The following is a 13,470-nucleotide window of genomic DNA, read 5'->3' as shown; positions in this document are numbered from 1 at the left end:
GGGGTTATTTTTTTATTGCAGTTCAATCGGGTTGCTGTTTTTCTTCGCTTCCTCTTTCACTCTCTCTTCCATTCTCTTCCTCATATCAGCTGGATTCTGATTTCCACCTCTTCCTCCGCCAGCTCTCGGTGGCGCAGGAAAGCCTCCTCCACCGCCACTCTGCATGAATGACATCGGATCTGTTTTAAATTTTTCCTGCTGTTTCAGGTAATCCGATCTTTTTACTTTCAAAGTATTTCCAAACTGGCTCAAAGTTACGATTTCAGCAATTTTATAATTCTTCATTAAATCAAAAGAATAATCACCTTTATCATCCTCTGCTTTCACAATCAGCCCAGGAAGCCCTCCAAACTTATACGGTCCATCCTGATAAGGCAGATCTGTAGTAAACCAGGCCGTCCATGTTCTTCCGGCAAAATCCGTTGTTGCTTTCTGAACTTTATAATCTCCTATCTTCGTTGTTTCAGAAGACATTTTCCAGTTCAAAGGACGGTCTTCCTCATAAACGTAGACGTCTCTGCCTATTCTGTCCTTAAAGTAGGTCTTTTGGCTGGCCTTATCTTTTTCTACAGAATAATTGATATTGGTTCTTACTCCTTCCATCTGCTCTCTGCTTACTGAGCCTCTGCCTCCTCCACCCTGGAAAGCTTTCTGCAGGATAGAATCTCTCTTGTATCTGTTTTCAGAATAAAAAAGAGACTTTTCGGCGGAAATATCTAAATATGCATTTTCAGTTTTAATATCGCTTTTATTTTCTGCATCCGGTTTCATGGTAACCTGATATACAAACCGGTTGTTCTGTGCAGAAATATGCTGCATAAACAGCGCTAAAGCAATGATGCCAATTTTTTTCATTATAGAATAAATTTATTGTTTGGATTTCAAAAGGTTAACAAAGTTAAGCCATCAATAATAAAAATCGATAAAATAAAATTCCGGATTTTTATTTCCTAATTATTGTACGTATTTTTGCATAATTAAATCATTCTAAATAAATACAATGATAAAAGTATCAGATCAAGCAAAAGCAAAAGCCATTCAGCTGATGACAGAGGATGGTTTCAACGCTGCTGAGGATTATATAAGAGTAGGGGTAAAAAGTGGAGGATGCTCTGGTTTAGAATATGTTTTGGGTTTCGACAATAAAAAAACAGATGCAGATCAGGTTTTTGAAGATAATGAAATCAAAATTGTTGTAGATAAAAAATCTATCCTCTATTTAGCAGGAACAACTCTTGAATACTCAGGAGGATTAAACGGAAAGGGGTTTGTTTTTAACAATCCTAATGCATCCAGAACGTGTGGTTGTGGAGAGAGTTTTTCTTTATAGAAAAGACATTAGACACTGGATATCAGACCTGTTTCTGAGATTTTAAGTCTAATATCTGAAATTAAAAAAACAATGAGTAAATATACTGAAGACGATTTAAGAGTCGATCTAGAAAATAAAAAATATGAATTCGGGTGGGAAACGAAGATCGATTATGAAGAGTTTCCAATCGGTTTAAACGAAGATATTGTCCGTGCGATCTCCGCGAAAAAAGAGGAGCCGGAATGGATGACAGAATGGCGTCTGGAGTCTTTCAGAATCTGGCTGAAAATGGCAGAGCCTACCTGGGCAAATATTAAATATGAAAAACCTGATTTTCAGGCTATTAAATATTATGCCGCACCGAAAGCGAAACCAGAATTGGAGAGCTTAGATGAGGTAGATCCCGAATTGTTGGCCACTTTTGCAAAATTAGGAATCAATATCGAAGAACAAAAAAGACTTTCAGGAGTTGCAGTAGACATCGTAATGGATTCCGTTTCTGTGAAAACCACTTTCCAGGATACCTTAATGGAAAAAGGAATTATTTTCTGTTCTATTTCAGAAGCTATTAAAAACCATCCTGATCTAGTAAGAAAATACCTTGGAAAAGTAGTTCCAAGAGGAGATAATTTTTATTCAGCACTGAATTCCGCAGTATTTTCTGACGGAAGTTTCTGCTATATTCCAAAAGGTGTAAGATGCCCGATGGAGCTTTCAACCTATTTCCGTATCAACCAGGCGGGAACAGGCCAGTTCGAAAGAACGCTTGTGATTGCTGACGAAGGAAGTTATGTATCTTACCTTGAAGGCTGTACTGCCCCATCAAGAGACGAAAACCAGCTTCACGCAGCTGTTGTTGAATTGATTGCAATGGATAATGCCGAAATTAAATATTCCACTGTTCAAAACTGGTATCCGGGTAATGAAGAAGGAAAAGGCGGGGTGTTCAATTTTGTAACAAAAAGAGGACTTTGCGAGAAAAATGCAAAAATCTCCTGGACGCAGGTTGAAACAGGTTCTGCCGTAACATGGAAATATCCGTCTTGTATCCTGAAAGGAGACAATTCTATTGGTGAGTTCTACTCTATTGCAGTAACCAACAATCACCAATATGCAGATACGGGAACAAAAATGATCCACATTGGGAAAAATACCAGATCTACGATCATTTCAAAAGGTATTTCTGCAGGAAAATCTCAGAATTCATACAGAGGACTGGTAAAAGTAATGCCTTCAGCAAAAGGAGCAAGAAACTTCTCCCAGTGTGATTCCCTGTTGATGGGTAATGAATGCGGTGCGCATACCTTCCCTTATATTGAAATCAAAGATCCTACTGCCCAGCTGGAACATGAAGCTACTACTTCAAAAATTGGAGAAGATCAGATCTTCTACTGCAACCAGAGGGGTATTGATACAGAAAGAGCTATTGCATTGATTGTAAATGGTTTCAGTAAAGAAGTATTGAATAAGCTTCCAATGGAATTTGCAATTGAGGCTCAGAAATTATTGGAGATTTCTCTTGAGGGTTCTGTTGGATAATTTGAGGATGGAAACTACAGAAAACCTAATTTTAAGAAAACCTGAAAATGATGATTTTGAAAGGTTTTTTGAAATTAACAGAGATCCACAGACCAATCTGTATAACCCAAGTGGACCAATGAACATTGAAAAAGCAGAAGGTACATTCAAAAGAATGCAGGAACATTGGGATCAATATAATTTTGGAGGCTGGACCATTATAGCAAAAGAAAACAAGAGTATTATTGGCTTTGGAGGCTTGAGCTATAAAATGTATGGAGAGGAAGAAAAACTAAATCTCGGATATCGCTTTGCTGTTGAAGCATGGGGAAAAGGATATGCAACAGAGTTCACAAAGAAAGCTATAGAATTTGGATTTACCAGTATCAGTAAAGAAGAGATATTTGGAATTGTTCGTCCTGACAATATAGCTTCTGTTAAAGTTTTGGAAAAGGCAGGTATGATACGTATAGGAAAGCTTAATGATGTTCCCGGTCAGCCTGAAAGTTTAGTATATAGAATTCAAAAATAATTTGTTTAGCAAATAAAAATGTTAGAAATAAAAAACTTGCACGCCAAAATTGAAGATGGCGCAGAAATTTTAAAAGGTATTAATCTTGAAATAAAACCGGGAGAAGTTCATGCCATCATGGGACCTAACGGAGCTGGAAAATCTACTCTTTCTTCTGTGATTGCAGGAAAAGAGGAGTATGAGGTAACGGAAGGTGAAATTCTTTTTCAGGGAGAAAACATCGGCGAAGATGCTCCTGAAGACAGAGCGCATAAGGGGATCTTCCTTTCTTTCCAGTATCCAGTGGAAATTCCGGGAGTTTCTGTAACGAACTTCATTAAAGCTGCTTTAAACGAAACAAGAAAAGCAAACGGACTGGAGGAAATGCCGGCAAAAGAAATGCTTGCCCTTATCCGTGAAAAATCCGAACAATTAGGTATAAAAAAAGATTTCCTTTCAAGATCACTGAACGAAGGTTTCTCCGGAGGTGAAAAGAAAAGAAATGAGATCTTCCAGATGATGATGCTTAATCCTAAACTGGCTATCCTTGATGAAACAGATTCAGGATTAGACATTGATGCATTAAGAATTGTTGCAGACGGTGTAAACACTTTTAAAAACGAAGGAAATGCAGTTCTTCTGATCACTCACTATCAGAGATTGCTTAACTATATCCAGCCTGACTTTGTTCACGTTCTTGCCAATGGAAAAATCATCAAAACCGGTGATAAATCTCTTGCTTTAGAACTTGAAGAAAAAGGGTACGATTGGCTTCTTAACTAAGAAGCAACTCTTTTCAGCAGGGATTTTATCAATCCTTTCTGAAGATGCGGAAAAACCGCAGTAAATAGTATTATTTCAAATATATAAAATAAGGTGTGATGGCCGAAATATCAGTAATGGCTTTATACGATCAGATTATTGACAATCACGGTGAATTTTTGGAGAGCCTTCGTCACAGATTTCTGGATGAAGATAGAAAAACTGCTCTTCAGAATTTCGAAAACTTAGGTTTTCCGACAAAAAAAGACGAAGAATATAAATATACCAGCATCAAAGAGATCACAGAGAAAAACTATAATTTTTTCCCTAAGGAAAGTCATAATATTACCAAAGAACAGCTGGATCAGCTGCATTTAGGTGAAGAGAATTTTGACTGGATCGTTTTTGTAAATGGTAAACTTCATAAAGAACTTTCAAAAGTTTCTATTGAGAATGTAGAATTTCTTTCATTCAACTATGCGTTGAATGATGAAAAACATAAGGAAGTATTTGATAGGTATTTCAATACCATTGCTTCTAAAGACACTGCTTTTACGAACTTAAATCTTGCCTATTGCAAATATGGTTTCTTCCTAAAAGTTCCGAAAAATGTAGTGATCGAAAAACCGATCCATATTTTCTACATCTCTCAAAATCAGGAAGAAAACACATTCTACAATACAAGAAACTTACTGATTGTAGAAGAAGGAGCAAAAGTTGAGGTTATAGAAAGTCACCATAATTTTGACAGTACGTATGTACTGACGAATTCTGTGACGGAAATCTTTACGTATCCCAATGCAAAAGCAGACTGGCATAAGCTTCAGAATGACAACAATACATCTTATCTGATCGACAGCACTTTTGCAAGACAGGAAAAAGACAGTTTAACTACTGTAAATACTTTCTCTTTCGGAGGAAAACTGGTAAGAAACAACCTGGATTTCATTCATAACGGAAGCAATATCAATTCGTTTATGAACGGGATTACGATTATTGGAAAAGATCAGCTGGTGGACCACCATACAGCAGTTCACCATAATTTCCCGAACTGTGAAAGCTACCAGAACTATAAAGGTATTTTCGACGGAAATGCGCACGGTGTTTTCAACGGAAAGGTTTTCGTAGATAAAATTGCCCAGAAAACCAATGCCTATCAGCAGAACAATAATGTATTGCTAAGTGAAGGAGCAACCATTGATACCAAACCTCAATTGGAGATCTTCGCAGATGATGTGAAATGTTCTCACGGCTGTACAGTAGGCCAGCTTAATGAAGATGCATTATTTTATTTAAGAGCAAGAGGAATTTCCAAGAAAGAAGCTCAGGCATTGCTTTTATATGCTTTTGCCAATGATGCCATGCAGAACATCGACATTGAACCGCTTAAAGAAAAAATCTCAAAACTTTTAGCTGAAAAGCTTCAGGTTGATATAGAATTTTAAGACTAATATAAATTGATACCAAAAAGCACTTCGAACCGAAGTGCTTTTTTATTAGGTAAGATGAGAGTTTGAAGCTTGAAGATGGAGGTTATTCAAGTCGAATCTAAGCTCTTGTTCTTTTCAAGAGATAATTCATTTATTATATTGTCAGAAACTATAAGCCTACTAGTAACTTCCGGCTTCCCTCCTTTGTCTTCCTACCGTCTTATTTATTTCAGCCAGGACTGATTATCTTTCTTATCGGAACGTTTCTTTCCATTATCGATATTATACGCAAATCCTACTCCTAAAGTCTGCTTAAGCTGCGTTTTTTGGATTTGGTTGTGGTCATATAACAGATCCAGCGTAATATTCGTCGAAATAAACTTGTTGATCTTCATATTAAGGATTCCGCTGTACCCAAGGACCAGATGATCAGGATGGTCAAGATAGTTTGAAAATACTGACGCTGTATTGGTCAGGTTAATATTCTCCATGATCTTGATCTTATAGATAGCCGTACCCAGGAAACCGAACTGGAACAGAGAAGAATCTCCGTCATTCTTAAGTCCATAAGTTCCTGCGGTCTGGAGATCTTCGTCCAATACAAATGTCCATCTTGCATTGGCAGGGCGAAGTGTCATGGTAAAGTTGTCATTGGGTCGATAGGTAACACCGGCACCAATATTGAGATATCCCGGAGCCATAAAATTGGAGATCTTTTTGGCATCAGGATTATTTCCGTCTTCATAACCTCCGGCAAATTGCGTCTGAAGGCCTATACCTCCTGAAAGATACCAGTTCTTGGCAAACTCACGTCCGTAATTGGTTGACAGATTAATCACATCCTGTGTTTTTCTGGTTCCGATGCCTTTTGTGTTATTCTGCCCGTATCCCAGGATGATGATATTTTCCCAGAGATCCTTCCCTTTTTCATAAGTAAGGTTATAATTAACTCCGGCAAGCCATCCGACATTGTTGGCTCCTCCACCAACCCAGTTTGAGAATGCAGCCTGATTGAGCATTAATGTATTTTGTCCCTGGACAGACCACGCTTTTACGGTATCTGTTTTAGCAGCATCAGTTCTGACTTCCTGAGCCATTGTGGTGATTCCGGCAGAAATGGAAACGGCCAATAAAAGTTTTTTCATAGATAAGGATTTTCGTTACAAAAATATACATATAATTTTTGTTAAAAAACTAATCACTCCTATTTGAAATATTAAATTAGTATTTATTGCATTAGAAAACAGCAAAATACATCTTGGAAATAGACGTGAAAAGCAAAAATGAACTTATCTCTACTTAAAATTATATTTTTCTGCAAAAAAAGCGCCTCATATTGAAGCGCTTTCCTATTGAATGAATTTAATAATCTATTTTTTTATCCACCACTGACTGTCTTTACGGTCAGAGCGTTTTACACCATTATTCAGAGTATAGGCAAATCCAATCCCAAGCGTTTGCTTCAGCTGCGTTTTCTGGATCTGGTTATGATCGTACAGCAGATCCAATGTGACATTAGATGATATGAATTTATTGACTTTGAAGTTTACAACAGCTCCATAAGCAAGAACCAACCGTTCCGGATGGTCCAGATAATTGGAGAATACAGAGGCAGTATTGGTTATATTAATATTCTCCATCAGTTTTACTTTGTATAAAGCTGTTCCCAGAAAACCGAACTGCAAAAGTGAAGTATCTCCGTCATTTTTCAAACCATAACTTCCTGCAAACTGCAAGTCTTTATCCAGAACGAAAGTCCATCTGGCGTTGATAGGACGCATGGTTACCGTAAGATTGTCATTAGGCCTGTACGTGATACCCATACCGAGGTTCAGATAACCGGGAGCCATAAAATTGGATATTTTTTTAGCCGCCGGGTTATTCCCGTCTTCATATCCTTTATAAAATTGTGACTGTAATCCCGCCCCTGCAGAAAAATACCAGCTATTCGAGAATTTCCGCCCATAATTGGTGGAAACATTCATTACATCCTGTGTTTTCCTTACGCCAAGCCCCTTAGTATCATTCTGTCCATAATCCAGGGCAATAATATTTTCCCAGAGGTCATTATCTTTTTCATAAGTTATATTGTAATTTACTCCGGCCAGCCATCCCACATTGTTGGCTCCTCCACCAACCCAGTTTGAAAAAGCAGCCTGATTGATCATCAGAGTATTTTTCCCTAGTACCGACCAGTATTTTACCGTATCTACGACTACTGAATCTTTTTTCAATTCTTCTTGTGCACTTGCATAAATCCCCATAGAAAAGGAAAGAATCAATAAAAACTTCTTCATTATTTTACATGATTTTCATTACAAAAATATTAATATAATTTTTAAACGTGAATATTGGCCTAAAAAAGCCTTAAACAAATTAAAATCTCTTCAACATCCAAAAACAGGCCAGTTTAATACATTCAATGTCAAAATATTAGGTTTAGAATATTAAAATACAAACCTTTTGTCTTAAAATAAACACTACTCGTTGAAATACATCGACAAAATTTCCGAAATTTATCATTGGCTTTTGATTTGACGTACCATCGACATGTTTAAAAATATAATTTCCAAAAGAGCTGTTATAACCCCCTTGCTGATGCTTTCGGCCATGTGGTTCGGCTACTTTCTGCAGATGCAGGGCTTTTTTCAAAGCTGCTTTGGAGCCATAATACCTCTATTGCCGGAAGGCTTACTGGGAATCGTTACGTCCCCCCTTCTGCATGGAAATATTGATCATATCATAAGCAATTCTATCCCGGTAGCTGTTCTTCTGTTTCTTTTATACCAGTTCTACCCTTTAGTCGCCAACAAGGTCTTTATTATCGGCTGGCTGGCTACAGGATTGCTGGTATGGCTGCTACCACCAATAGATATCCTCACCGGCGATTATATGTATACCTGTACCATTGGAGCCAGCGGTGTAGTATATGTCCTTGCCTTCTTCCTCTTCTTCAGCGGAGTTTTCAAATGGAATATGAAACTTCTTACTATCTCGCTGCTTGTAGTTCTGTATTACGGCAGTTTAATCTGGGGTATGTTTCCGGAGGAATTATTCTACAATCTTCAGGAACCGAGTAAAATATCTTGGCAGGCCCACCTTTCAGGAGCTGTTGTGGGGAGTATTATCGCTTTTGCCTTTAAAAATGTGGGCGACAAGAAAAAGAAATATATCTGGGAATTCCCAAACTATTACAGCGAAAAAGACGATAAACTATGGCAGGAGTACAAAGAAAATCATCCGGAGGACTTTATGGAACTGCCTTATAAAAAAAGAGATGATATCTGGGATCATCTGGATGAATTAAGAAAAAAATAAAATGGAACTGGAAGCTCGGAGAGGGAGGTTGGAAGTTACTATTAGACTTAGTATTTCTGAAAGTTATCGAAAGTTCTGGTGAGCTCTATTAAAAAAGTAATAAAAACTGGCCTGTGGCTATTCATTAGGTAATCAATAACTTTCCTGTTCAAACTTCAGGCTTCCTGACAATATTCAACTCAGGTTATTTTATTACATTTGAAAAAAAACACACATGATCACTGAAGAGCATCTGTATGCAATCGCCCTACGCGAATGCAGCCTGATAGGAGACATTAATTTTCAAAAACTTATCCGGACCTTTGGAAGTGCTGGAGAAGTTTGGAAGAAGGCAAAAAGAGAATTCAGCAAAACAGATGGCGTAGGAAAAAAGACTGTAGCCGATATCGGAAATGAAGAATATCTGAAATTTGCAGAAAACGAGATTAAATTCTGCGAAAAGAACAATATCCAAATCAGGCTGCGACATCTTAAAGAGCTTCCTTATCTGCTTAATGAATGCGATGATGCTCCTGCAATTCTCTATCAAAAAGGAAATTTTGACGATTCCTTACAGAAGATCAGCATTGTAGGAACACGGAATATGACTTCTTACGGCAAGGAGTTCATCGGAGATTTCTTCGAAGCATCAAAGTCATCTAAATATATATCCGTCAGTGGATTAGCTCTTGGTATTGATAAAGAGGTTCATGAGCAGTCTATTCAGTTTAAAATCCCTACCATGGCCGTTCTTGCTCATGGCTTTCATACGCTGTACCCTCCAAAAAACAGGAAACTGTCTGAAAAAATCCTGCAGGAAGGTGGTACTTTAGTAACAGAATTTAATTCTTCACGAAAACCGGACCGGGAAAATTTCATTCAAAGAAACAGAATCATAGCCGGAATTTCTCCTTCAACGATAGTAGTAGAAACTGGATTTGGTGGCGGGTCAATAAGTACTGCATCTTTTGCCAACGACTATAACCGTGAAGTTTTCGCCCTTCCCGGAAAGATTACGGATCTATACAGCCAAGGGTGTAACCAGCTGATTTTCCAGAATAAAGCTGCATCCATTTCCACCGTTAAGAGTCTCATAGATTCAGTTGGACTTAATCATTCAAAAGAGAAAGTCGCAGAACTGTTTCCCTATAGTGAAACAGATATACAACTTACTGACAGTCAGGAAAGCATATATCAGTCAATAAAAGCCCACCCTCAGGTATCTCTGGACGATCTTGCACAGATGATTTCGGTCCCGTCTTATAAAATTCTTCCTATAATTTTAGAATTGGAGCTTTTGGGGAAAGTAAAATCATTTTCCGGGAGGCAATTCCTAGCAATTTGAGAATTAACGATTTCTTAATATTGCATTATTTGAGACGTAACTTTTAATTTTTAATAAAATTTGATCACAAATTATCAATTTAATAATATTTCGAAACATTATTATTTAATTTTTAACAATGTTGAAATACAGTATTGTGAATCTTGAAAAAAAAATTAAATTTGTTGACAATAATATTCAACCCTAATATATGGAACAATATAATATTGACCAGAAAATCCAGGAGTTTATTGCCAAGATTGAAGCAAAAAATCCTAATGAGCCAGAGTTTTTACAAGCCGTAAAGGAAGTAGCTGTGACTGTAATTCCGTTTATTATGACCAAGAAGGAATATACAGGAATGAAGCTGCTGGAGAGAATGGCTGAAGCTGAAAGAATCATTATCTTCAGAGTTCCATGGGTTGATGACAAAGGAGAGATCCAGGTAAACAGAGGTTTCAGAATCCAGATGAACTCTGCGATCGGACCATACAAAGGGGGAATCCGTTTCCATCCTACTGTAAACCTTTCAGTTCTTAAATTTTTAGCTTTCGAGCAGGTATTTAAAAACTCACTGACGACTCTTCCAATGGGAGGAGGTAAAGGAGGTTCGGATTTCGATCCGCAAGGAAAATCTGATATGGAAGTAATGCGTTTCTGCCAGGCTTTCATGACTGAGCTATGCAAGCATATCGGTCCTGAAACAGATGTACCTGCAGGAGACATTGGTGTAGGAGCAAGAGAAATTGGATATCTTTTTGGACAATACAAAAAAATAAGAAACGAATTTACAGGAGTCCTTACAGGGAAAGGTCTTGCTTACGGAGGTTCACTTATCCGTCCTGAAGCTACGGGATACGGTGTGGTATACTTCGCGGAGCAGATGCTTAAAACAATCAACGAGACTTTCAAGGATAAAACGGTAAGTGTATCAGGTTTTGGTAACGTAGCCTGGGGAGTAATCAAAAAGGCAACTGAGCTTGATGCTAAAGTGGTAACAATTTCTGGCCCGGACGGTTATATCTATGATAAAGACGGTATCAGCGGAGAAAAAATCGATTATTTATTAGAACTTAGATCTTCCGGTAACAACAGAGCTGAAGATTATGCTAAGAAATATCCTTCTGCTGAATTCCACGCAGGAAAACGTCCTTGGGAAGTGAAATGTGATGTAGCATTTCCTTCTGCAACCCAAAACGAATTGGATCTTGAAGATGCTAAAGTTTTGGTAGAAAACGGATGCCTTTGCGTTACTGAAGCCGCAAACATGCCTTCTACTTTAGACGCCATCAACTATTTCTTGGATAATAAAATATTGTTCTCGCCTGGTAAGGCTTCCAATGCCGGAGGTGTTGCTACCTCAGGTCTTGAGATGACGCAGAACTCTATCCGTCTTAACTGGACATCTGAAGAGGTTGATGCAAGACTGAAGGAAATTATGATCGGAATCCACAAAGCTTGCAGAGACTACGGAAAAGATGAAGATGGCTACGTAAACTACGTGAAAGGGGCAAATATTGCCGGCTTCGTGAAAGTTGCGGAAGCAATGCTGGCTCAGGGAGTGGTATAAAAATAAATAAAGGTTGGGAAAATTCCCAGCCTTTTTTGATATAGCCTGTTCCCGGGATAATGGGAAAAAAGTAAAAAGTGAAAGGAGAAAGCGCAGTACATGTTACAGCGCTTTTTTTATTGTATCAGATGTAAAAAATTAAAACATTAATGGATTTTCAGGTATTCATCAATTTCTATATTCCTGTTTTCATTGTTGCCATCTTCGATAGCTTTCAGAATCATTTTAATTTGAGCTTTACCAATTACATGTTTATTAAAAAACACATACTCGATAGCCTTTGTATTTCTGATATCTTCCAATGGATTTTTAGAAAGGAGCACCAAATCTGAATAGTAGCCTGCTTTTATCTTCCCGGTCTTGCTTTTCATCCATTCACCAGGCTCCGCCGTAGCAGAATAGATGGCCTGTGAATTGGTCATTCCGGATTGAGATAAAGACTCTAATTCATCGTGAAGAGCAAACCCGGGAACAACCGTGGCAACATTAGCATCAGTTCCGGCCATAACAGGGACATGATGATCTACCAATGCTTTGGTCATGATGTGAATCGCTTCCACATAGGTCTTCCAAAACGTCAGTGATATTTTTTTTGCTTCAGGTGTATCTTTTCCATCATATTCATAGCCATTTTTACCGGGTAACCAGCCCATTTTGTACAATGGCGTTCCTTCAATAATTTTGGGATTAGCATATTTTAATTCTATTGCTTTAAGCTTAGATTTTAAGTCAAACCGCTGGGCTAAAAAGCTTTTGCACAACCAAACGGTTGAAGTAACACTTATCTTATTTTCTTTTAGTTTTTTGGCGATCTGATGTGACCGTGTTTTTAAAAAACGGAGATATTCTTCGGGATTTTTAGAAATTGATTTTCCGAATTCATCAATTGTTTTAACGGTTATCTCTTCAATATGAGCGACTTCCTGCTGTCCTGAGTGAGAAAAGGTTTCTAAATCAACCAACGGTATGTGCCCAATAACCGGTATCTTATTTTCTTTAGCCCTCTCTATTGTTGTTTTAAACATTTCCGGATTCACAAAACCGTACATTTTGATGGCATCATAGCCCTGCTCCTTTATTTCCTTTATGGCTTTTTCCGCATCTTTTTTATTGGAATAATTGACGGACTGTCTTGTCCATCCATAATAATAACCCGCCAGACCAGCCTCACTAAATATAGGTGGTGAAGCAACAAACATCCTCGGCCCCAAACCGTTTTTCCGTATTGATTTCCGCCATTCTAAAATCTCCGGATTCCCGGCCATTTCCCTGATGTAGGTAACCCCATTCGTCAGATACAAAAACAAATCATTTTTACTTTCTTTTACATGAACATGGCTGTCCACAAGACCCGGAATAAGATACTTTCCTGTACCGTCAATGAGGGTAGCTTCCTTATTCACGGGTTGATTGGCGTCAAGCTGAAGAATGAGTCCATCTTTCATAAGGACATTCTGATTTTTAATAAAATGAGTACAATCTTCTGAAAGGACATTAACATTTCTAATTTGTACTAATGGTGATGGCTTAATAAATGAAGAAAAGTTAATAACCCGGGTAGATTTACCCAGGACTTTATTGAGTTCATGATCTGCCCATAAAAAAATACAGCCCATCATGCACAATCCTATTGCAGATAACCATACAATTCTCCTGATCCAAAGCTTTTTCATACAATATTTATTCTTAATCTGGAAGGCAAAATAAAAACAAAAACACCGTTCAACAAGGTGATATGAAGGATTA

Annotated in this window: 12 protein-coding genes; 8 read left to right on the top strand and 4 right to left on the bottom strand. The window is 37.8% G+C overall.

Annotated elements, in window-relative coordinates; genetic code table 11:
* Positions 1-12: 12 nt before the first annotated feature.
* Positions 13-855 carry a GLPGLI family protein gene (locus DRF61_RS03925; protein ID WP_111954253.1) on the bottom strand — a complete coding sequence of 281 codons (843 nt, stop codon included), beginning with the start codon at positions 853-855 and terminating at the stop codon, positions 13-15.
* A 145-nt stretch (positions 856-1,000) separates the two neighbouring features.
* Here DRF61_RS03925 and DRF61_RS03920 point away from each other — a divergent pair, with 145 nt between their 5' ends.
* From DRF61_RS03920 to sufD, 5 genes are all read left to right on the top strand, one after another.
* On the top strand, positions 1,001-1,330 hold the full coding sequence (locus DRF61_RS03920) for a HesB/IscA family protein (RefSeq protein WP_111954251.1): 330 nt from the start codon (positions 1,001-1,003) through the stop codon (positions 1,328-1,330).
* 72 nt (positions 1,331-1,402) lie between these two features.
* Entirely contained in the window at positions 1,403-2,851 is a 1,449-nt protein-coding gene (gene sufB, locus DRF61_RS03915; RefSeq protein ID WP_111954249.1) for a Fe-S cluster assembly protein SufB, read from the top strand.
* Between the two features lie 7 nt (positions 2,852-2,858).
* Positions 2,859-3,362: a GNAT family N-acetyltransferase gene (locus DRF61_RS03910; RefSeq protein ID WP_111954247.1), complete on the top strand. Its 504-nt coding sequence runs from the start codon at positions 2,859-2,861 to the stop codon at positions 3,360-3,362.
* 18 nt (positions 3,363-3,380) lie between these two features.
* Positions 3,381-4,124: a Fe-S cluster assembly ATPase SufC gene (gene sufC, locus DRF61_RS03905; RefSeq protein ID WP_111954245.1), complete on the top strand. Its 744-nt coding sequence runs from the start codon at positions 3,381-3,383 to the stop codon at positions 4,122-4,124.
* Between the two features lie 116 nt (positions 4,125-4,240).
* On the top strand, positions 4,241-5,548 hold the full coding sequence (sufD, locus tag DRF61_RS03900; protein WP_174772313.1) for a Fe-S cluster assembly protein SufD: 1,308 nt from the start codon (positions 4,241-4,243) through the stop codon (positions 5,546-5,548).
* Between the two features lie 209 nt (positions 5,549-5,757).
* On the opposite strand, the gene DRF61_RS03895 is transcribed toward sufD, so the two are convergent.
* Together DRF61_RS03895 and DRF61_RS03890 are read right to left on the bottom strand one after the other, a co-directional pair.
* A complete protein-coding gene (locus DRF61_RS03895) occupies positions 5,758-6,678 on the bottom strand; it encodes a DUF3078 domain-containing protein (RefSeq protein ID WP_111954243.1) in 921 nt (306 codons plus the stop codon).
* A 225-nt stretch (positions 6,679-6,903) separates the two neighbouring features.
* Positions 6,904-7,830: a DUF3078 domain-containing protein gene (locus DRF61_RS03890; protein WP_111954241.1), complete on the bottom strand. Its 927-nt coding sequence runs from the start codon at positions 7,828-7,830 to the stop codon at positions 6,904-6,906.
* Between the two features lie 253 nt (positions 7,831-8,083).
* Between DRF61_RS03890 and DRF61_RS03885 the strand changes: the two genes are divergently transcribed.
* The 3 genes from DRF61_RS03885 (at position 8,084) to gdhA (ending at position 11,724) form a co-directional block, all read left to right on the top strand.
* The gene (locus DRF61_RS03885; protein WP_111954239.1) at positions 8,084-8,851 is read left to right on the top strand and encodes a rhomboid family intramembrane serine protease; all 768 of its coding nucleotides are present in this window, start codon (positions 8,084-8,086) and stop codon (positions 8,849-8,851) included.
* A 214-nt stretch (positions 8,852-9,065) separates the two neighbouring features.
* Positions 9,066-10,175 (top strand): DNA-processing protein DprA, encoded by a 1,110-nt coding sequence (gene dprA, locus DRF61_RS03880; RefSeq protein ID WP_111954237.1) that lies wholly within the window; start codon positions 9,066-9,068, stop codon positions 10,173-10,175.
* 190 nt (positions 10,176-10,365) lie between these two features.
* Positions 10,366-11,724 (top strand): NADP-specific glutamate dehydrogenase, encoded by a 1,359-nt coding sequence (gene gdhA, locus DRF61_RS03875; protein ID WP_111954235.1) that lies wholly within the window; start codon positions 10,366-10,368, stop codon positions 11,722-11,724.
* 146 nt (positions 11,725-11,870) lie between these two features.
* Here gdhA and DRF61_RS03870 read toward each other — a convergent pair whose 3' ends face one another.
* A complete protein-coding gene (locus tag DRF61_RS03870; RefSeq protein ID WP_111954233.1) occupies positions 11,871-13,397 on the bottom strand; it encodes an amidohydrolase family protein in 1,527 nt (508 codons plus the stop codon).
* Between the last annotated feature and the right edge of the window lie 73 nt (positions 13,398-13,470).

The sequence above is a fragment of the Chryseobacterium lathyri genome (assembly GCF_003290185.1).
Classification (GTDB): Bacteria; Bacteroidota; Bacteroidia; order Flavobacteriales; family Weeksellaceae; genus Chryseobacterium; species Chryseobacterium lathyri.
The sequence above is the reverse complement of the archived record's forward strand: the minus strand, read 5'-3'. Positions and strand labels throughout refer to the sequence as shown.